The sequence below is a fragment of the Pseudomonas sp. URMO17WK12:I6 genome (assembly GCF_003253625.1).
Lineage (GTDB): Bacteria > Pseudomonadota > Gammaproteobacteria > Pseudomonadales > Pseudomonadaceae > Aquipseudomonas.
Window position 1 is genome coordinate 333,627 of record NZ_QKYZ01000004.1, and the last position, 19,717, is coordinate 353,343.

A 19,717-nucleotide genomic window follows, 5' to 3' on the forward strand; every position below is an offset into this window, starting at 1 on the left:
TGCCAAGGACTGTTCTTGCAACGCGGAAGTGTTCGGTTAACGCAGCACTTGGTCCACCAATTCGATCCAGTGCCTGACTGGGGTGCGCCCGGCGCTGTTGAGGTGGCTCTGGCAGCCGATGTTGGCGGTGGCGATGACCTCTGGGTGGCCGCTTTCCAGGGCGTTGAGTTTGTTGTCGCGCAGTTGCCGGGCCAGCTCCGGCTGGGTGATCGAATAGGTGCCCGCCGAGCCGCAACACAAATGACTGTCGGGTACAGCTGTGAGATTGAAGCCCAACCGCGTCAACACGGCCTCGACCGCGCCGCCGAGTTTCTGTGCGTGCTGCAAGGTGCAGGGGCAGTGAAAGGCGATCCGCCGGTCGGTGGCGGCGCAGACCCGTTCCAACGGTTCATCGGCCAGCACTTGCACCAGGTCCAGGGCCATTTCGCTGACTCGCCGTGCCTTGGCCGCATAAATCGGGTCGCGCTCCAGCAGATGCCCGTAGTCCTTGATGAATGCGCCGCAGCCGCTGGCGGTTTGCACGATGGCTTCGGCGCCGCTTTCCAGGTACGGCCACCAAGCGTCGATGTTGCGTCGGGCGCGGTCCAGGCCCACAGCTTGGGCGTCGAGGTGATAGTCCAGCGCGCCGCAGCAGCCGGCTTCCAGCGCCGCAATCACACTGATTCCCAGCCGATCCAGCACCCGCGCCGTCGCGGCGTTGGTGTTCGGTGACAGACCGGGTTGTACGCAGCCTTCGAGCATCAACACCTGGCGCGCATGCCGAGGGACGGGGCGTTCGCCCGGAGCAGGGAGGTCGTGGGGTAACTTCGCCTCAACCCCCCGTGGCAGCAACGGCCGGAAAGTGGCGCCGATCTGCAGCAGGGTCTTGAACAGGATCGGGTTTGGCGCCAATGCCCGCAGGCCCTGACGCAACAGCCGTTGACTGGCCGGGCGTGGCACCGCTTGATCGATCACGGCGCGGCCAATGTCCAGCAGGTTGTGATAATCCACCCCGGACGGGCAGGTGGTTTCGCAGTTGCGGCAGGTCAGGCAGCGATCCAGGTGCAATTGGGCCTGGGCCGTGGCGGGGGCGCCTTCGAGCACTTGCTTGATCAGGTAGATGCGCCCACGCGGCCCGTCCAGTTCGTCGCCGAGCAGTTGATAGGTCGGGCATGTAGCGTTGCAAAACCCGCAGTGCACACAGGTGCGCAGGATCTTGTCCGCTTCTTCGGCGCGGGGCAGTTGGCGGGCCTCTTCGCTGAGATTGGTTTGCATCTTACAGCTCCGCGTACATCCGGCCGGGGTTGAACAACCCTTGCGGGTCCAGTTGCGCCTTGAGTTGCCGGTGATAGCGCAGCAGCGCCGGGGCCAGGGCCTGGAAAGGCATTTCTGTGACGCCATGGCTGAAACAGGTGGCATGGCCGCCGTGCTGCTGAGCCAGTGATTGAATGTTATCGGCTGCTGATTTCAACCAGCGTTGCGCGCCACCCCAGTCGATCAACTGCTCGCCGGGCAAGTCCAGTGGCCCGAGGTTATTGGGCAATGACAAGCGCCACAACGGCAGGCCTTCATTGAAAAAGTCTAGTCGTTGTTCGTTCAGGTCGGACCAATAGGCCGAGTCCAACGGTTCGCCACCGAGCCGTTGATGGGCCGCCGCGACCGAGCCTTCGCCGCCTTCCAGGCGCAGGTACAAACGCTGGCCGTCGTGGCTGGCGGCGCTGATGGGCAGCGGTTGCTGGCCCCATTGCGCCAGATTGGCCAAGGCGCGGGCGCAGTCGATGTCCAGGCTGATGCTCAGGCATTGCCGGGGTTTGGGCAGCACTTTGAGCGAGACTTCAGTCAGCACGCCGAGGCAGCCGTAACTGCCGACCATCAGGCGCGACAGGTCATAACCGGCGACGTTTTTCATCACTTCGCCGCCAAAGCGCAGGTGAGTGCCCAGACCGCTGATCACCCGCGTACCGAGGACAAAGTCCCGCACCGAGCCGGCCCACGGGCGCCGTGGCCCGGACAGCCCCGCCGCGATCATCCCGCCGACCGTGGCGCCTTCGCCGAACGACGGCGGCTCGCAGGGCAACATTTGCCCCGCGGCATCCAGCGCGGCAAACAGTTCGCTCAGCGGTGTGCCGGCGCGAACGCTGATCACCAGTTCCGTCGGGTCATAGCTGACGATGCCGCAGTGGGCGCGGGTGTCGAGCACTTCGCCGGCCACTTCACGGCCGAGAAAGGCCTTGGTGTTCCCTCCCTGAATGCGCAGCGGCGTGGCGTTTTCCAGCGCCTGCCTGACCTGGTCGAGCAGGGCTTCACTGGCATCGAAATCCGCCATCAGAAACGCTCCAGCTCAGGGAACGGCAGTTTTCCTGCGTGGATGTGCATCGCGCCGAATTCCGCGCAGCGGTGCAGGGTCGGGATGTTCTTGCCGGGGTTGAGCAGCCCCTGCGGGTCAAACGCGGCTTTCACCGCGTGAAACAAGGTCAACTCGTTACTGTTGAACTGCGCGCACATCTGATTGATTTTCTCCCGGCCCACGCCGTGCTCGCCGGTGATGCTGCCGCCGACTTTCACGCACAGTTCGAGGATCTTGCCGCCGAGGGCTTCGGCCCGTTCCAGTTCGCCGGGCTGGTTGGCGTCGAACAGGATCAGCGGGTGCATGTTGCCGTCACCGGCGTGGAACACGTTGGCCACCCGCAAGCCGTATTCTTGCGCCAGGTTGGCGATGCCCTTGAGTACGCCGGGCAGTTCGCGACGGGGGATGGTGCCGTCCATGCAGTAGTAATCCGGCGAGAGGCGGCCGATGGCCGGGAAGGCGTTTTTGCGTCCGGCCCAGAACCGCACGCGCTCGGCCTCGTCCCGGGCCTGGCGCACCTCGCTGGCGCCGGCCTGTTGCAACACCTCGCGGACTCGCTCGCAATCGTCATGGACATCGGCTTCGACGCCGTCCAGTTCGCACAGCAGGATCGCTTCGGCATCCACTGGGTAACCGGCGTGGATGAAATCCTCGGCGGCGCGGATCGCCAGGTTGTCCATCATTTCCAGGCCACCGGGTATGATCCCGGCGGCGATGATTTCGGCCACCGCGCGACCGGCCTTTTCCACGGAATCGAAACTGGCCAGCAGGACTTTGGCGACCTGAGGCTTGGGCAGCAGTTTGACCGTGACTTCGGTGATGATCCCCAGCAAGCCTTCGGAGCCGGTGAACAGCGCCAGCAGGTCAAACCCCGGCGCGTCCAGCGAGTCGGCGCCGAGGGTCAGGTGTTCGCCTTCAAGGGTCAGGATTTCGAGTTTCAGCAGGTTGTGCACGGTCAGGCCGTACTTGAGGCAATGCACGCCACCGGCGTTTTCCGCGACGTTGCCGCCGATGGAACAGGCGATTTGCGAGGACGGGTCCGGTGCGTAATACAAACCGAAGGGCGCCGCTGCCTGGGAAATCGCCAGGTTGCGCACCCCTGGCTGGACCCGTGCGGTGCGGGCGGCGGGGTCGATGTGCAAGATGTTGTTGAATCGCACCATCACCAGCAACACGCCTTTGTCCAGCGGCAGCGCACCGCCGGACAACCCGGTGCCGGCCCCGCGCGCCACCACCGGCACGTTCCGGGCATGGCAGAGCTTGAGCAGTGCCTGCACCTGTTCAAGATGCCGGGGCAGGGCCACCAGCATCGGCGTGGTGCGATAGGCCGAGAGACCGTCGCATTCGTAGGGCTTGAGTTCTTCCTCGCGCCAGAGGATGTCCAGGTCCGGCACCTCCTGTTGCAAGGCCTTGAGCAACACGGCCTTGTCGACATTGGGCAGGGCGCCGTCGATGCGTTCGTCGTAAAGAATGTTCATCAATCGCGCCTCGTATGAATCGCCGAGCATCCCCCCGAATTATCTGCCAACCCGTAGCAGCTGCTATGAGGCTGTGGGGGTCATGTGATGCGCCCGCAAAAACTCCCGGTACAAGCGTGCGGTTTTGGTCGGCTGCTCAACCATCGGCATGTGGCCGACACCGTCCCAGATTTCCACCCGCAGATCGGCGATGCCCTTGCTCCAGACGGGCACGCTGCTGACGTCGATCAAGCGGTCCTTGCGCCCCCACAGCAGCAGCGCCGGGCATTTGATATCGGGCAGTTTTGGCTCCATCGGCGGGCTGGCCCGGAAGTCCCTGAAGATTTCTTCCAGCTCGTCGCGCTGCTGTTCATAGCGCTGGGCGACAGCGTCCAGCACGATCCCCGGTACCCATGGCGGCGAAGCCATGGTCATGGCGTAGAAATGCTGAAACTCTTCACGGGAATGAATCAGGAACGGGTTATGGCCGCGAGCCAGGTGGCGCTCCATGTCGCTGGGTTCCGGGGCAGTGACGCCAGCCGGGTCGAGCAGCGCCAGCGAGACGATACGCTCGGGGTAATTGGCCGCCAGCCATGCCGCGATGTAGCCGCCCATGGAGTTGCCGATCACATGCACCTTCTCGACCCCGCAGACATCGAGCAACTGGATCAACCGCTTGGCCTGGACCGGAATGTCGTAGCCACCACCGGCCTTGAAACCAGTTTCGCCATGGCCGGCGAGGTCGGGGATGATCACCCGGTAGTCGTTGACAAAATGCCGGGCGAAGCGCAGCCAGATATTCTTGTCGGCGCTGTAGCCGTGCAGCATCAGTATGTTGCTGGAGGCTTCGTAGGGGCCGCCTTGCCAGGTCGAGACGGTCATTTCGGTGATCGGCACGATAAGCTTGTGCAACCGATACAGCCGGGCCTCCAGCGCCATGTTCAAGTCATAGAGCCAGTAACCGATGGCCGGGTAGCTCAACCAGCTCCAGGCCGCGAAAACGGCGATAACGACAACCAACAAAAGCATCAGGCTATTCCTTTTGCAGTGATCAGGACGGAAGGTGGTTGGCGGAGCCTCTGCAGCGGCCTCCTGTTTATCGTGGTTTATCGATCCCTTACTTCATGTATAGACAAACATTGGGCACTCGCCTCATCGCGATACCACACTATTGGAGCTACCAGCTGTCAGACCGTCATCCGGTGATGGCTATTCGCCGTTCCCCTGATAGACTTCAATCACTTTCACCCATGTGATGTCAGGCTCGGTTCAGTAGTACAGAGGCCTCTATGGAAAAAAAGGGAGGAAAGGGACTTTCATTGGCCAGGAGGCTTTATGGGTCGCGCATCCTGGGTCTGGCCCTTGGACTATTGTGTGTCGGTGCAGGGATGTATCCACTCGACCCCGCGCCCTGGGTCTGGGTGGTGATGCTGTTCAACGGCGTCATCTGGCCGCATGTGGCCTATCAATGGGCGCGTCGGGCGAAAATTCCTTATCACGCCGAACACCGCAACATTCTGGTGGACGCGTTTCTCGGCGGTTTCTGGGTGGCCGCCATGCAGTTCAATCCGCTGCCCAGCGCAGCTACGCTGTCGATGATGGCGATGCACAACGTGGCCATCGGTGGCTTGCGTTTTCTGTTGGCGGGCGCCGTCGCGCAGATCCTCGGGATCGGCCTCGGGCTGCTGGTGTTCATGCCGGCTTTTGTCCCGCAAACCAGTCCATTTCAGCTATACGCCTGTTTACCTTTACTGTCGATTTATCCGATGTCCCTGGGCTGGGTCTGTTTCCGTCAGGCCCACACTCTGGGCCGACACAAGCGCGAGTTGCTGGCCCTGAGCCGCACCGACAGCCTGACTGGCTTGCTGAATCACGGCGCCTGGAAAGACCAGCTGGAAATCGAGTTTCAGCGTTGCCGGCGCCAGCAGAAGGGTGGGGCGATTGCGTTGATCGACATCGACCATTTCAAGACCATCAACGACACCTACGGCCATGTCGCCGGGGACATCGTCTTGCGTCAGCTGAGCAAAATTCTCAAGCAGAACCTGCGGGCAGCCGATGTCGCCGGGCGCTATGGTGGCGACGAATTCTGCGTGCTGCTGCCGGACCTGCCGCTGGAGCGTGCCGCCGTGGCGATGGATGCGCTGCGTGCTCGTTTCGCCACGTTGGGTTACGAGCAGAACCCGGCGCTGAAGGTCAGCTTGAGCATCGGCCTGGCGGCCTTCAACCCGGCCCACGACGAAGCGACCCTGTGGCTCAACGACGCCGACCAGGCGCTCTACGAAGCCAAGAGCACCGGCCGTAACCGCGTCATTTGCCATGGCGACGGCAAGCCGCGTAAAGAGTTGCTGGATTCTGTGTAACCCAATAACCACACAAGCCCGCTCCCACAGGGAATGTGTGGTCATGCAGGTTTGTATGTGTCGCATCCGGTGTAGAGCCTTGCGTCGTAGTCAGGTAGGGTCTAAAGACCCCCGACACGAAACAAGGATCGATTCATGACGTTCAAGCTCCCGCGTTCCTTCCTGGCCACCAGTCTTGGCCTGACCCTCGCCCTCGGCACCTTCACCCCCGCAGCCTTCGCCGAACCCCACAAACAAGTCCTCGCCGATGCTGAACAGTACAAGGCTGAAGCCCTGAAACTGCTGGAACGGCTGGTGAACATCGACTCCGGCTCCGGCTATGAACCGGGCCTGACCCAGGTGAGCGACATCGCCATCGAAGAGTTGAAAAAACTGGGTGCCACCATCGAACTGGTGCCCAACACCCCGGACGAGAGCAACCATGTGCTGGCTACCCTCAAAGGCACCGGCAAGGCGAAGATCCTGCTGATGGCGCACATGGACACTGTGTTCAAGGAAGGCTCCGCCGCCGAGCGTCCGTTCCACATCAAGGACGGCCGCGCCTATGGGCCGGGCGTGATGGACGACAAGGGCGGCATCGTCGCCGGGATCTACGCGCTGAAAATCCTCAAGAACCTCGACTTCAAGGACTACGCGCAGATCACCTTCCTGCTCGATGCCAGTGAAGAAACCGGCTCGGACGTCGCCACCGACCTGATCAAGAAAACCGCCAAGGCCCACGACGTGACCCTCAACCTCGAACCGGGGCGCCCGGCCGATGGCCTGGTGGTCTGGCGCAAAGGCAGCGCCACCGCCGTGGTCGAGGTCAAAGGCAAGGCTGCGCATGCGGGCGTTGCCCCGGAATTGGGGCGTAACGCTGCCATGGAAGCCGCGCACCAGATTTTGCAACTCGGCAAACTGGGCGATGAAGCGAAGAAAACCACCATCAACTTCACCGTGCTCAAGGCCGGCGACCGCACCAACGTGATTCCGGATCAGGCTACGGCCAAGGCTGATGTGCGGGCGGCGGTGCCGGAGGAATTCGACCGGATCGAAAAGGACCTGGCGCGGGTGTCGAAGGACAAACTGATTGCCGATACGCAAGTCACCACCAGCCTCAAGCGCGGCTTGCCACCGATGCCGCAAACGGCGGAATCGGATCGCTTGATGGCCATGGCTCAAGGCATTTACGGCGAAATTGGCCGCAAGTTGACGGAAGAAGGCAGCGGCGGGGCGGCAGATGCGAGTTTGTCCGCGGGTGTTGGTACGCCGACGCTGGACGGGTTCGGGATTGTCGGCGGCAATATCCATACGCCTGAAGAGTACGCCGAGGTCGAAAGCGTGGCGCCGCGGATTTATTTGCTGTCGCGGATGATTATGGAATTGGCCAAGCGGTAATCAGCCAGATCGTCAGGCCCCTGTGGTGAGCATTGCCCAATGCGGAACCCGCTCCCACAGGGATTTTCAGTGTTTGGGCTTACTGCGTATTGCCTACTCGATCGGTGTATCGATAAACACCTCAAGCCCTTCGGCATACGCCGTGAACGCGTTGATCAGTGGAAACTGCGCAGCATCCACCTGATCCGGCACCACCAGGTTGGTAAAACTCCAGGCCACCGCCAGGCTAATCCCATCCTGAGCAATCGAGCCATCGGTCTTCAGCGGCTGCTTTTCCAGCTCCCGCTCAAGCGCCGAATACGCCGCCGCCAATTGCCCCTCGACCCGTTCCACCCAAGGCGCGTACTGAATCTCCGCTGGCCGCAGGTTGCGTTCGTAGTAAAGCTGTACCGACTTCTCGCACGCCGCCAATGCCAGGCCGATCAGCCGCAGCGAGCGCAAGCGTTGAGCCGGATTGTCGGATATCAGGCTTTTACCCGGAGCGGCCAGGGCTTCGAGGTAATCGATGATCAGCGTTGAATCCATCAACACCTCACCGTCATCCAGCACCAGCGTCGGCGCCTTCACCACCGGGTTGATCTGCTGGAACTGCTCGAAGTGCCTGAACACCGAAACCGACGCGTGTTCCAGCGGGATGCCCAGGCATTTGGCGGAAATGGCGACGCGCCGCACGTAGGGCGAATCCAGCATGCCGATCAGTTTCATTGAGCCTCTCCTTACAGACGGTCCTTGGGGATGGACAACCTTAGCCGAGGTTCAGCGACGTGCAAACGATTTCGCGCTGATCCTCAGGCCTATTGTTCATCCTCGAAGGCTAATCCTCAAAGCCTGCCTGCTCATGAATCTCATCGACCTTCAATTCCAGTCGATAAGCCACGGCGATGAACAGCGCCTGGCACAGGCACAAGGTGGCACTCAATGAACGGAAGGCAAACGAGCTGCCCTCGTTGACCAGCAGCACGGTGTTGGCGCGCTTGGCCAATGGCGAGAGGTTGCTGTCGGTGATGATCAGGGTTTTCGCCTGATGGTGCTGGGCGATGCGCAGGCAGTGCTGGGTTTCCTTGCCATAGGGCGTGAAGCTGATGGCGATCACCAGGTCGTTGGCGCGCACGCTGCGCATCTGCTCGCGGTAGCTGCCGCCAAGGCCCGACACCAGGTGGATGCGCTTGTTGGTGTGCTGCAGGTTGTAGACCAGGTAATCGGCCACCGCGAACGAGCGGCGCACCCCGACCACGTAGATGTTGTCGGCATTCACCACCAGGTCCACGGCCTTGTCGAAAGCCTGGTCATCGAGTTCCAGCCCCAATCGTTCGATGCCTGACAGGGTGGCGTTGATGCATTCGCGCGCCAGGTCGCCGCCGCTGGCCTTCTGCGACTTGTTGGCGATCATGCTGCGGATGCGTTGCTGGTAGTTCTGCACCGGCGTGGTCTTGTGGGTGTAGGCCTCGCGAAACAGCGCCTGCATTTCACTGAACCCGCTGAAGCCGAAGCGCTGGGAAAAGCGCACGATGGCCGACGGGTGCACTTCGCATTCGCGGGCGATGTCGCTGATGCGGTCGACCATGATCCGGTCGCTCTGCTGGCTCATGTAACTGGCGATGCGTTTGAGCTGGCGCGGTAGACTTTCGTACTCCTCGGTGATCAGCTGCAACAGACGCTCGGCATTGATCGGAGGGCTGGCGAGATCGCTGTCGGGCGAGCTCTCGGTCGTAGCCGGCTGATCGGTGCGGGACATAAGAAATCCTTCTGGCTTGTTCTTATAGGGATGACGGTTCTCGTCATCCCCTGACAATAGGTTGGCTGTGCGCAGTCTACAGGGTAGGCCGGAATAAAATCTTGAGCTTGCAATCGGCCTGGGGCCTGCTGAAACGATGCACGGTGTCTGGAACGCTTGTATCAAAGTTTATTGGAAAAAATATTCCACGTAAAAAATATATAGAATAAATATTGATTGTTCGGCCCCGGTCGTTTTAGTCTGCATCCACCAAGAGTGTTCGGCGCCTTCATCGCCCCGGACGCAGGCTGATAAAAATAACAGGAGCCAGCATGGGCCAGACTCGTTTTGCCAGTGGGCGTCAATTGGATCTGATTTGCCTCGGACGCCTTGGCGTCGATCTTTATGCGCAACAAGTCGGGGCGCGGCTGGAGGATGTGAGCAGCTTCGCCAAGTACCTGGGCGGTTCGTCCGCCAACATTGCCTTCGGCACCGCGCGACTGGGGCTGAAGTCGGCGATGTTGAGCCGGGTAGGGGACGACCACATGGGCCGTTTCCTCGTTGAATCCTTGGTCCGTGAAGGCTGCGACGTCAGCGGCATCAAGGTCGATCCGGAACGCCTGACCGCCATGGTCCTGCTGGGCCTCAAGGATCGCGAAACCTTTCCCCTGGTGTTCTACCGCGAAAACTGCGCCGACATGGCGTTGCGCGCCGAAGACATCAGCGAAGCCTTTATCGCTTCCAGCAAAGCCCTGCTGATCACCGGCACCCATTTCTCCACCGACGGTGTCTACAAGGCGAGCATTCAGGCGCTGGACTACGCCGAAAAGCACAACGTCAAGCGGGTCCTGGACATCGACTACCGCCCGGTGCTCTGGGGCCTGGCCGGCAAGGCGGACGGCGAAACCCGTTTCGTCGCCGACCAGAACGTCAGCCAGCACGTGCAGAAAATCCTCCCGCGTTTCGACCTGATCGTCGGTACTGAAGAAGAATTCCTGATCGCCGGCGGCTCCGAGGATCTGCTCACCGCGCTGCGCAATGTCCGGCGCCTGAGCGCGGCAACCCTGGTGGTCAAGCTCGGCCCGCAAGGTTGCACGGTGATTCACGGGGCGATCCCGGCGCGTCTCGAAGACGGCGCGATCTATCCCGGTGTGCGCGTCGAAGTGCTGAATGTGCTGGGGGCCGGCGATGCCTTCATGTCGGGTTTCCTCAGTGGCTGGCTGGAGGACGCCAGCGACGAGCGCTGCTGCCAGTTGGCCAATGCCTGCGGCGGTCTGGTGGTGTCGCGCCATGCCTGCGCCCCGGCGATGCCGACCCGCGCCGAACTCGACTACCTGTTCAGCAGCCCGGTGCCGATCACCCGGCCGGATCAGGACGTGACATTGCAGCGCCTGCATCAGGTCAGCGTGCCGCGCAAACAGTGGAAGCAGCTGTTCATCTTTGCCTTCGATCATCGCGGGCAGCTGGTGGAGCTGGCCCACAAGGGCGGGCGCGACCTGAACGCTATCTGCGAACTCAAACAACTCTTTATCAAAGCCGTGGAACGGGTCGAGGCGGATTTGCGTGAGCAGGGCGTCGACGCCGATGTCGGCTTGCTGGCCGATCAACGTTTCGGCCAGGACTCGCTGAACGCCGCCACCGGTCGTGGCTGGTGGGTGGCGCGGCCGGTGGAAGTGCAGGGTTCGCGGCCATTGGCGTTCGAACACGGGCGCTCGATCGGCAGCAACCTGATCGCCTGGCCGCAAGAACAGATCATCAAATGCCTGGTGCAATTCCATCCCGACGACGAGCCTCTGCTGCGTCTGGAGCAGGAGGCGCAGATCAAGGGCCTGTACCAGGCCTCGCAGGTCAGCGGGCATGAATTGCTGCTGGAGATCATTCCGCCCAAGGATCACCCATCACCGCATCCAGACGTGCTCTATCGCGCCCTCAAACGCCTCTACAACCTGGGCATCTACCCGGCGTGGTGGAAGATCGAAGCGCAAAGCGCCGAGGAGTGGAAACAACTCGACGAGCTGATCCAGGAACGCGACCCGTATTGCCGTGGCGTGGTGCTGCTGGGCCTGAATGCCCCGGCGGCGACCTTGGCCGAAGGGTTCCAACAGGCCAGCCAGAGCCAGACCTGCCGTGGTTTCGCCGTGGGCCGGACGATCTTCCAGGAACCGAGCCGCGCGTGGCTGGCCGGTGAAATCGACGACGAGGCACTGATTCGCCAGGTGCAGGGCACCTTCGTCGAACTGATCGATGCCTGGCGCACGGCCCGCGCTTGACGTCACACCGCGAAGGCGGCCTCAGACTCAACGGTAATTTAGAAAACAATAAAAGGTGCAGCCATGCCCGCTATCCGAATTGGCATCAACCCGATCTCCTGGAGCAACGACGACCTGCCGTCCCTCGGTGGTGAAACGCCGTTGAGCACCGCTCTCAGCGAAGGCAAGGACATTGGCTACGAAGGCTTCGAACTCAACGGCAAGTTCCCCAAGGACGCCAAGGGCGTCGGCGATGTGCTGCGGCCTTACGACCTGGCGCTGGTGTCCGGTTGGTATTCCAGCCGTCTGGCCCGCCGTTCCGTGGCCGAGGAAATCGACGCCATCGGCAGCCATGTCGAGCTGCTGGCGAAGAACGGCGCCAAGGTGCTGGTCTATGGCGAAGTCGCCGACTCCATTCAAGGCCAGCGCATTCCACTGGTCGAGCGCCCACGTTTCCACACCGAGCAGGCCTGGCAAGAATATGCCGACAAACTCACCGAACTGGCGCGCTTCACCCTGTCCCAGGGCGTGCGTCTGGCCTATCACCATCACATGGGGGCCTACGTCGAATCCCCGGCCGACATCGACAAACTGATGGCGTTGACCGGCAGCGAAGTCGGACTGCTGTTCGATTCGGGCCACTGCTACATGGGCGGCGGCGAGCCGTTGCAGGTGCTACGCAAACATATCGAACGGGTTTGCCACGTGCATTTCAAGGACGTGCGCAAACCGGTGGTGCAACTGGCGCGCAACAACCTGTGGAGCTTCCCGGACTGCATCATCAACGGCACCTTCACCGTGCCCGGCGATGGCGACATCGACTTCGGCGCCTTGCTCGACGTGCTGCTGGGCGCCGACTACCACGGCTGGCTGGTGGTGGAAGCCGAGCAGGATCCGGCGGTGGCACCAAGTTACGTCTACGCGAAAAAAGGCTACGACACCTTGCGTGCCTTGCTCGACGAGAGGACCGCGCGATGAGCCTGTTGGTCAAGAGCAATGCCCGCGGCCGGACCATGGTCGAGTTGGGTCAGGATGAGTTGGAATACGTCGGTTTTGCCGCTTACCGCCTGAGTCTTGGCGAAACCCTACCGGTCAGCGCGGGCGACAAGGAATTGTGCCTGGTACTGCTCAGCGGTCGGGTCGGCATCAAAGGCGAAGCACCGGGGCAGGGCGCGTTCGACTGGGACAACATCGGCGATCGTCAGTCGGTGTTCGAAGACAAATCACCGTTCGCCGTGTATTTGCCACCCGGCAGCCAGGCCCAGGTGGTGGCGTTGAGCGACGTGCAAATCGCCGTGTGCGCGGCCCCCGGTTCGACGACCGAAAACCTCGTCCCAAGGCTGATCAAACCCGACAGCATGAAACGCAGCGTGCGCGGCAAGGGTGCCAACACCCGTTGTGTCTGCGACATTTTGCCGGACACCGAGCCCGCCCATTCGCTGCTGGTGGTGGAAGTGCGTACGCCGTCCGGTCACTCGTCGAGCTACCCACCGCACAAGCACGACACCGACGATCTGCCGCACCAGAGCTTTCTCGAAGAAACCTATTACCACCAGATCAACCCGCCCCAGGGCTTCGTGTTCCAGCGGGTCTACACCGACGATCGCAGTATCGATCAGGCCATGGCGGTGGAAAACAGCGACCTGGTGGTGGTGCCCAAGGGTTATCACCCGGTCAGCGTGCCCTACGGCTATGAGTCGTATTACCTGAACGTGATGGCCGGCCCGAAACGCGTCTGGCAGTTCCATAACGATCCGCAGCACAGCTGGCTACTGGATCTCTAAATTCCAACATTCAAAGGGAGAACAAGAACAATGAGCGACGCCCCGGTCATAGGTCATTACATCGACGGTCAGGTGCAGGACAGCGGTAGCGAGCGGTTCAGCAATGTCTTCAATCCGGCCACCGGCAGCGTTCAGGCGCGGGTCGGGCTGGCCAGCCAGAAGACCGTGGACGAGGCCGTCGCTTCGGCCATGAAGGCGTTCCCGGCCTGGTCCGAGCAATCGTCCCTGCGCCGTTCGCGGGTGATGTTCAAGTTCAAGGAATTGCTCGACCGCCATCACAACGAACTGGCCGAAATCATCAGCCGCGAACACGGCAAGGTGTTCTCCGACGCCAAGGGCGAAGTGACCCGTGGCATCGAAATCGTCGAATACGCCTGCGGTGCGCCGAACCTGCTGAAAACCGATTTCAGCGACAACATCGGCGGTGGCATCGACAACTGGAACCTGCGCCAGCCATTGGGCGTCTGCGCCGGCGTTACGCCGTTCAACTTCCCGGTGATGGTGCCGCTTTGGATGATCCCGTTGGCGCTGGTCACCGGCAACTGCTTCATCCTTAAACCGTCTGAACGTGATCCATCCGCCAGTTTGTTGATGGCTCGCTTGCTCACCGAAGCCGGGTTGCCGGACGGTGTGTTCAACGTGGTCCAGGGCGACAAGGCGGCGGTCGATGCCTTGCTGCAACACCCGGACATCGAGGCGATTTCCTTTGTCGGCTCGACGCCGATTGCCGAGTACATCCACCAGCAAGCCACCTCGCGCGGCAAGCGTGTACAAGCGCTGGGCGGGGCGAAGAACCACATGATCGTCATGCCCGATGCCGATCTGGACCAGGCGGCGGACGCGCTGATCGGCGCGGCGTACGGCTCGGCCGGTGAGCGTTGCATGGCGATTTCGATTGCCGTGGCCGTGGGTGATGTCGGTGACCAGTTGATTGCCAAACTGCTGCCGCGCATCGATCAACTGAAGGTCGGCAACGGCATGCAGGGTGACAGCGACATGGGGCCGCTGGTGACTGCCGAACACAAGGCCAAGGTCGAGGGTTTTATCGGCGAAGGCGTGGCCCAGGGCGCGCAGCTGATTGTCGACGGGCGCAACTTCAAGGTGCCAGGCGCCGAGAACGGTTTCTTCGTCGGTGCGACGCTGTTCGACAAGGTCACGACCGAGATGAGCATTTACCAGCAAGAGATCTTCGGACCGGTGCTGGGCATTGTGCGCGTGCCGGACTTCGCCAGCGCCGTGGCGCTGATCAACGCCCATGAATTCGGCAACGGCGTGTCCTGTTTCACCAGCGACGGCGGCATCGCCCGCTCGTTTGCCCGCAGCATCAAGGTCGGCATGGTCGGCATCAACGTACCGATTCCGGTGCCCATGGCCTGGCACTCGTTCGGCGGCTGGAAGCGCTCGCTGTTCGGTGATCACCACGCTTATGGCGAAGAAGGCATTCGCTTCTACAGCCGCTACAAAAGCGTGATGCAGCGTTGGCCCGACAGCATCGCCAAGGGCCCTGAATTCAGCATGCCGACAGCCAAATAATTCACGTGTGCGGAGAACAACAAAAAATGAGCAAACCCCTGCGTTTCGCCTTGAACCGTATGGTCGCCCCACGTTTGTCCCTGCCGGCGTTCATCGAGTTGGCGGTGACCCTCAAGGCCGACGCCATCGAGATTCGCAACGACCTCAAAGGCGTCGAGATCGAGGATGGCACCGCACCCGAACACGTCCGTGAGCTGTGCGCGGCCAAAGGCATCACTGTGCTGTCGATCAACGCGCTGTATCCGTTCGATGTCTGGAATGACGAGCGCCGCGCACACGCCCTGAAGCTTGCCGCTTATGCCCGTGACTGTGGCGCACGGGGCTTGGTGATGTGCCCATTGAACGACCGCGCCGATCCACGAACCGAAGCGCAGCGTGCGTCCGGCCTGCGCACGGCGTTGAGTGAACTGGCACCGATCCTGCGCGATCACGGCATTCTCGGCTTCATCGAACCGCTGGGTTTCGAAGAATGCTCGCTGCGGCGCAAACGCACGGCAGTCGATGCGATCAAGGCCATCGGAGGGCTGGATGTGTTTCGTCTGGTGCATGACACCTTCCACCATCACCTGGCCAGCGAGCATGAATTCTTCCCTGAACTGACCGGGTTGGTGCACATCTCCGGCGTCGAAGATGCCGAGGCGCCACTGGCGACCATTCGTGACGGCCATCGGGTGCTGGTGGGCGAGGGCGACATCCTCGGCAATGCGGCGCAGATCGACACCTTGCTCAGTAGCGGCTATAGCGGCTACCTGTCGTTCGAACCGTTTGCCGACAGCGTCCATGACCTGGCGGATATCCAGACGGCGATCGGCGCGAGTATGGATCACCTGCAGAAATCCCTGAGCTGACATCGGATTTGCATACGGAAAAGGTGCGAGCATGACCACAACAAGACTGACCATGGCCCAGGCCCTGGTGAAATTCCTCGATAACCAGTACATCGAGGTCGATGGGATTCAGAGCAAATTCGTCGCCGGGATCTTTACCATTTTTGGCCACGGCAATGTGCTGGGTCTGGGGCAAGCCCTGGAACAGGACAGCGGCGACCTGATCGTCCATCAGGGCCGCAACGAGCAAGGCATGGCCCACGCGGCCATTGGTTTTGCCAAGCAACACCTGCGGCGCAAGATCTACGCCTGCTCTTCATCGGTGGGTCCGGGCGCGGCGAACATGCTGACTGCTGCCGCGACGGCCACCGCCAACCGTATTCCCTTGCTGCTGTTGCCCGGCGACGTCTACGCCTGCCGCCAACCAGACCCGGTGTTGCAACAGATCGAGCAGTTCCACGACCTGAGCATCAGCACCAACGATGCGTTCAAGGCCGTGAGCAAATACTGGGACCGGATCAACCGTCCCGAGCAACTGATGACCGCGGCGATCCACGCCATGCGCGTGCTCACCGATCCCGCCGAAACCGGCGCCGTGACCCTGGCCCTGCCGCAAGATGTGCAGGCCGAGGCGTACGACTATCCCGATTACTTTCTGCAAAAGCGCGTGCACCGCATCGAGCGCCGTCCGGCCACCGAAGCGATGCTCGGCGATGCCGTGGCGTTGTTCAAAGGCAGGCGCAAACCGCTGATCATCTGCGGCGGTGGGGTCAAGTATTCCGGTGCCAATGCAGCGTTGCAGGCCTTTGCCGAGCGCTTCGATATTCCTTTCGCCGAAACCCAGGCCGGCAAGAGCGCGGTGGTGTCCAGCCATCCACTGAACGTCGGCGGGATCGGCGAAACCGGTTGCCTGGCGGCGAACCTGTTGGCCAGGGACGCTGATTTGATCATAGGCGTCGGCACCCGCTACAGCGATTTCACCACCGCGTCGAAATCCTTGTTCAAACACCCGGACGTGCAATTTCTCAACCTCAACATCAGCCCTTGCGACGCCCTGAAACTCGATGGCGTGCAACTGCTGGCGGACGCCAGAACCGGCTTGAACGCCTTGGCCGCTGTGTTGGGCGACTATCGCTCCGGCTGGGGCGATCAACCCCGACAGGCCCGGGCGCAGCTGGACGAGGAAGTCGACCGCCTCTATCAGGTCGAGTACCAGACTCAAGACTTCGTGCCGGAAATCAACGACCACCTGGACCCGGCGGTGCTGCGCGAATTCATCGAGCTGACCGGTTCCTGCCTGACCCAGAGCCGGGTGCTCGGTGTGCTCAATGAAACCCTGGCCGATGATGCGGTGATCGTCGCCGCCGCCGGCAGCCTGCCCGGCGACTTGCAGCGCAGTTGGCGCAGCAAGGGTGTGAACACCTATCACGTCGAATACGGTTATTCGTGCATGGGTTATGAGGTGAACGCGGCACTGGGAGTGAAGCTCGCCGAGCCTGAGCGCGAGGTCTATGCGCTGGTGGGCGACGGCTCCTACATGATGCTGCACTCGGAGCTGGCAACCTCGATTCAGGAGCGCCGCAAGATCAACGTGGTGTTGCTGGACAACATGACCTTCGGCTGCATCAACAACCTGCAAATGGAACACGGCATGGACAGCTTCGGCACCGAGTTCCGTTTCCGCAATCCTGAAACCGGCAAGCTCGATGGCGGTTTCGTGCCGGTGGATTTCGCCATGAGCGCGGCGGCTTACGGCTGCAAGACCTACAAGGTGAACACGGTTGAAGAGCTGCGAGCCGCGTTGGCGGATGCGCGGTTGCAGACGGTGTCGACGCTGATCGACATCAAGGTCCTGCCCAAAACCATGATTCACAAATACCTGTCGTGGTGGCGGGTCGGCGTGGCGCAAGTCTCCACCAGCGCGCGCACTGACGCAGTGGCCAAGACCCTCAACGAACGATTGGCCAAGGCCCGTCAATACTGATTGCCCTGAAACGAACAACAGGAGTGTTTATATGTCTTCGCTTTCCAATTCGTTGCGTATCGGCGTCATCGGCACCGGGGCCATCGGCCAGGACCATATCCGTCGTTGCAGCCAGACCTTGCTCAACAGTCAGGTTGTCGCGGTCACCGACATCAATTTGCAGCAAGCGGCCAAGGTCGTCTCCGATCTGAAGCTGACCGCCGAGGTCTATCCCGATGGCCACGCGTTGATCAAGGCACCGGACGTCGACGCAATCCTCGTCACCTCCTGGGGCCCGAGCCACGAAGAGTTCGTGCTGGCGGCCATTGCGGCGGGCAAACCGGTGTTCTGCGAGAAACCGCTGGCGGTCACCGCCGAAGGCTGCCGCAAGATCGTCGAGGCCGAAGTGGCCCACGGCAAGCGACTGGTGCAGGTTGGTTTCATGCGCCCGTACGATGAAGGTTATAGGGCATTGAAATCGGTGATCGACAGTGGCCAGATCGGCGAGCCGCTGATGCTGCACTGCGCACACCGCAATCCGACCGTAGGTGAAAACTACAAGACCGACATGGCGATCACCGACACGCTGATCCATGAGCTGGACGTGTTGCGCTGGTTGCTCGACGACGATTATGTGTCGGTGCAAGTGGTGTTCCCGCGCAAGACCAGTAAGGCCCACGCCCATTTGAAAGACCCGCAGATCGTGTTGCTGGAAACCGCCAAGGGCACGCGCATCGACGTGGAAGTGTTCGTCAACTGTCAGTACGGCTACGACATCCAGTGCGAAGTGGTAGGGGAAACGGGCATCGCCAAACTGCCGGAGCCGTCGCAGGTTCAACTGCGCAGCGGAGCGAAACTGTCCAATGCGATTCTGATGGACTGGAAGGATCGGTTCATCGCCGCGTACGACGTCGAGTTGCAGGCGTTCATCGATGGCGTGCGCGCCGGGCAGGTCGGTGGGCCATCGGCGTGGGACGGTTTCGCCGCCGCCGTCGCTGCGGATGCTTGCATCGAGGCGCAGAACAGCGGCCAGATCGTCAAAGTCGGCCTGCCAGATCGCCCTCGATTCTACGGCTGATCGATCGTTCCCACGCTCAGCGTGGGAATGCATCCCGTGACGCTCCGCGTCACAAAACGGACGCAGAGCGTCAATGGTGGCGTTCCCACGCAGAGCGCGGGAACGATCAGCTCAAGGTGATGGAGAACAAAAAAGTGCGCATCGCACTAGACCCCTACATGTACCGCAACCTGTCCCTGGGCAAGATGGTCGACAAGGTCGCCGAGCTCGGTTACGAACACATCGAGCTGTCGCCCCGAGAAGATTTCCTGCCGTTCTATAAAGCCCCGCGAGTCGACAAGGCGCGGATCAAGGAATTTCGCAAAGCCCTGAGCGACACCGGGGTCAAACTCTCTTCTTTATTACCCATGTACCACTGGGCCGCCGCCGATGAAGGTTTGCGCGTGGCCGCCGTGCGCAACTGGAAGCGGGCGATCCAGATTGCCGTGGAGATGGACTGCGAACTGGTCAACACCGAGTTCACCGGCCAGTCGGACAACCCGTTGGTCTGCGAGAACCAGTTCATGCGTTCCATGGACGAACTGATCCCCGAGTTCGAACGCGAAGGCATCAAGCTCGATATCCAGGCCCATCCTTATGATTTCTGCGAGCGCAACAACGAGTCGGTGGACATCATTCGCGGTCTGGACCGCGACTGGATCAACTACCTCTACGCCGCGCCGCACACGTTTTTCTATGACGATGGCGTGGGTGACATCGCCTCGATGCTCAAGTACGCCGGCTCGAAGCTGAGTCACTTGATCATCGCCGACACCTACAACCACAAGGCTTCTTCGGGCTTGCGCTATATCGTCAACCCGCCGGGCGTCACCGCCACAGTGCACCAGCACCTGGACATCGGCCAGGGCGAGGTCGACTGGGAAGCGTTTTTCGGCACCTTGCGCGAGATCAAGTTCGATGGCATCGCCACCGTCTCGGTATTCGCCTGGGAAGACCGGCCGGACGAGTCCAACCGAATGATGCTCGAACGCGTGACCCGCGAACTCTGCCAATAACCGCGGCATACACAAGCCCGCTCCCACAGGGGCCGCGTTCTATAAGGAGAA

16 protein-coding genes are annotated in these 19,717 nt (G+C 61.5%); 10 read left to right on the forward strand and 6 right to left on the reverse strand.

Features of this window, described 5'->3' with window-relative positions; all coding sequences use genetic code 11:
- Positions 1–36 precede the first annotated feature (36 nt).
- From glcF to F475_RS09860, 4 genes are all read right to left on the reverse strand, one after another.
- On the reverse strand, positions 37–1,254 hold the full coding sequence (gene glcF, locus F475_RS09845; RefSeq protein WP_111453817.1) for a glycolate oxidase subunit GlcF: 1,218 nt from the start codon (positions 1,252–1,254) through the stop codon (positions 37–39).
- Position 1,255: 1 nt separating this feature from the next.
- On the reverse strand, positions 1,256–2,305 hold the full coding sequence (gene glcE / locus F475_RS09850) for a glycolate oxidase subunit GlcE (protein WP_111453818.1): 1,050 nt from the start codon (positions 2,303–2,305) through the stop codon (positions 1,256–1,258).
- A complete protein-coding gene (gene glcD / locus F475_RS09855; RefSeq protein WP_111453819.1) occupies positions 2,305–3,804 on the reverse strand; it encodes a glycolate oxidase subunit GlcD in 1,500 nt (499 codons plus the stop codon). Before glcD ends, glcE begins: the two co-directional genes overlap by 1 nt.
- 63 nt (positions 3,805–3,867) lie before the next feature.
- Positions 3,868–4,812 (reverse strand): alpha/beta fold hydrolase, encoded by a 945-nt coding sequence (locus F475_RS09860; protein ID WP_111453820.1) that lies wholly within the window; start codon positions 4,810–4,812, stop codon positions 3,868–3,870.
- 260 nt (positions 4,813–5,072) lie between these two features.
- Here F475_RS09860 and F475_RS09865 point away from each other — a divergent pair, with 260 nt between their 5' ends.
- Together F475_RS09865 and F475_RS09870 are read left to right on the forward strand one after the other, a co-directional pair.
- Complete coding sequence (locus tag F475_RS09865; RefSeq protein ID WP_026286574.1) at positions 5,073–6,146, forward strand: diguanylate cyclase; 1,074 nt, start codon at positions 5,073–5,075, stop codon at positions 6,144–6,146.
- A gap of 135 nt (positions 6,147–6,281) precedes the next feature.
- Positions 6,282–7,523, forward strand: coding sequence for a M20/M25/M40 family metallo-hydrolase (locus F475_RS09870; RefSeq protein WP_018928036.1), 1,242 nt, complete (start codon positions 6,282–6,284; stop codon positions 7,521–7,523).
- 93 nt (positions 7,524–7,616) lie between these two features.
- On the opposite strand, the gene F475_RS09875 is transcribed toward F475_RS09870, so the two are convergent.
- Both F475_RS09875 and F475_RS09880 read right to left on the reverse strand, forming a co-directional pair.
- Positions 7,617–8,228 (reverse strand): glutathione S-transferase, encoded by a 612-nt coding sequence (locus F475_RS09875; RefSeq protein WP_019649285.1) that lies wholly within the window; start codon positions 8,226–8,228, stop codon positions 7,617–7,619.
- 109 nt (positions 8,229–8,337) lie between these two features.
- Complete coding sequence (locus tag F475_RS09880) at positions 8,338–9,258, reverse strand: MurR/RpiR family transcriptional regulator (protein WP_007939390.1); 921 nt, start codon at positions 9,256–9,258, stop codon at positions 8,338–8,340.
- Positions 9,259–9,569: 311 nt separating this feature from the next.
- Here F475_RS09880 and iolC point away from each other — a divergent pair, with 311 nt between their 5' ends.
- From iolC to F475_RS09920, 8 genes are all read left to right on the forward strand, one after another.
- Positions 9,570–11,507, forward strand: coding sequence for a 5-dehydro-2-deoxygluconokinase (gene iolC, locus F475_RS09885; protein WP_111453821.1), 1,938 nt, complete (start codon positions 9,570–9,572; stop codon positions 11,505–11,507).
- 63 nt (positions 11,508–11,570) lie between these two features.
- Positions 11,571–12,464, forward strand: a complete 894-nt coding sequence (gene iolE / locus F475_RS09890) for a myo-inosose-2 dehydratase (protein WP_019649283.1) — start codon at positions 11,571–11,573, stop codon at positions 12,462–12,464.
- On the forward strand, positions 12,461–13,270 hold the full coding sequence (iolB, locus tag F475_RS09895) for a 5-deoxy-glucuronate isomerase (protein ID WP_111453822.1): 810 nt from the start codon (positions 12,461–12,463) through the stop codon (positions 13,268–13,270). The genes iolE and iolB overlap by 4 nt, the downstream gene beginning before the upstream one ends.
- Before the next feature lie 30 nt (positions 13,271–13,300).
- Positions 13,301–14,803, forward strand: coding sequence for a CoA-acylating methylmalonate-semialdehyde dehydrogenase (locus F475_RS09900; RefSeq protein WP_105341515.1), 1,503 nt, complete (start codon positions 13,301–13,303; stop codon positions 14,801–14,803).
- A 26-nt stretch (positions 14,804–14,829) separates the two neighbouring features.
- Complete coding sequence (locus F475_RS09905; RefSeq protein WP_086945492.1) at positions 14,830–15,651, forward strand: TIM barrel protein; 822 nt, start codon at positions 14,830–14,832, stop codon at positions 15,649–15,651.
- 31 nt (positions 15,652–15,682) lie between these two features.
- Complete coding sequence (iolD, locus tag F475_RS09910) at positions 15,683–17,614, forward strand: 3D-(3,5/4)-trihydroxycyclohexane-1,2-dione acylhydrolase (decyclizing) (protein WP_111453823.1); 1,932 nt, start codon at positions 15,683–15,685, stop codon at positions 17,612–17,614.
- 31 nt (positions 17,615–17,645) lie between these two features.
- Positions 17,646–18,671 (forward strand): Gfo/Idh/MocA family protein, encoded by a 1,026-nt coding sequence (locus tag F475_RS09915; protein ID WP_064617029.1) that lies wholly within the window; start codon positions 17,646–17,648, stop codon positions 18,669–18,671.
- A 134-nt stretch (positions 18,672–18,805) separates the two neighbouring features.
- A complete protein-coding gene (locus F475_RS09920) occupies positions 18,806–19,666 on the forward strand; it encodes a sugar phosphate isomerase/epimerase family protein (RefSeq protein ID WP_007939382.1) in 861 nt (286 codons plus the stop codon).
- The last annotated feature ends 51 nt before the right edge of the window (positions 19,667–19,717 follow it).

Bases quoted from the DNA above. Each gene is read 5' to 3' on its own strand.
- F475_RS09905 (WP_086945492.1), top strand. From the start codon at position 14,830: ATGAGCAAACCCCTGCGTTTCGCCTTGAACCGTATGGTCGCCCCACGT.
- iolE (WP_019649283.1), top strand. From the start codon at position 11,571: ATGCCCGCTATCCGAATTGGCATCAACCCGATCTCCTGGAGCAACGAC.
- iolC (WP_111453821.1), top strand. From the start codon at position 9,570: ATGGGCCAGACTCGTTTTGCCAGTGGGCGTCAATTGGATCTGATTTGC.
- glcF (WP_111453817.1), bottom strand. From the start codon at position 1,254: ATGCAAACCAATCTCAGCGAAGAGGCCCGCCAACTGCCCCGCGCCGAA.
- F475_RS09900 (WP_105341515.1), top strand. From the start codon at position 13,301: ATGAGCGACGCCCCGGTCATAGGTCATTACATCGACGGTCAGGTGCAG.
- F475_RS09860 (WP_111453820.1), bottom strand. From the start codon at position 4,812: ATGCTTTTGTTGGTTGTCGTTATCGCCGTTTTCGCGGCCTGGAGCTGG.
- iolD (WP_111453823.1), top strand. From the start codon at position 15,683: ATGACCACAACAAGACTGACCATGGCCCAGGCCCTGGTGAAATTCCTC.
- F475_RS09865 (WP_026286574.1), top strand. From the start codon at position 5,073: ATGGAAAAAAAGGGAGGAAAGGGACTTTCATTGGCCAGGAGGCTTTAT.
- glcE (WP_111453818.1), bottom strand. From the start codon at position 2,305: ATGGCGGATTTCGATGCCAGTGAAGCCCTGCTCGACCAGGTCAGGCAG.
- F475_RS09870 (WP_018928036.1), top strand. From the start codon at position 6,282: ATGACGTTCAAGCTCCCGCGTTCCTTCCTGGCCACCAGTCTTGGCCTG.
- F475_RS09915 (WP_064617029.1), top strand. From the start codon at position 17,646: ATGTCTTCGCTTTCCAATTCGTTGCGTATCGGCGTCATCGGCACCGGG.
- iolB (WP_111453822.1), top strand. From the start codon at position 12,461: ATGAGCCTGTTGGTCAAGAGCAATGCCCGCGGCCGGACCATGGTCGAG.
- F475_RS09875 (WP_019649285.1), bottom strand. From the start codon at position 8,228: ATGAAACTGATCGGCATGCTGGATTCGCCCTACGTGCGGCGCGTCGCC.
- glcD (WP_111453819.1), bottom strand. From the start codon at position 3,804: ATGAACATTCTTTACGACGAACGCATCGACGGCGCCCTGCCCAATGTC.
- F475_RS09880 (WP_007939390.1), bottom strand. From the start codon at position 9,258: ATGTCCCGCACCGATCAGCCGGCTACGACCGAGAGCTCGCCCGACAGC.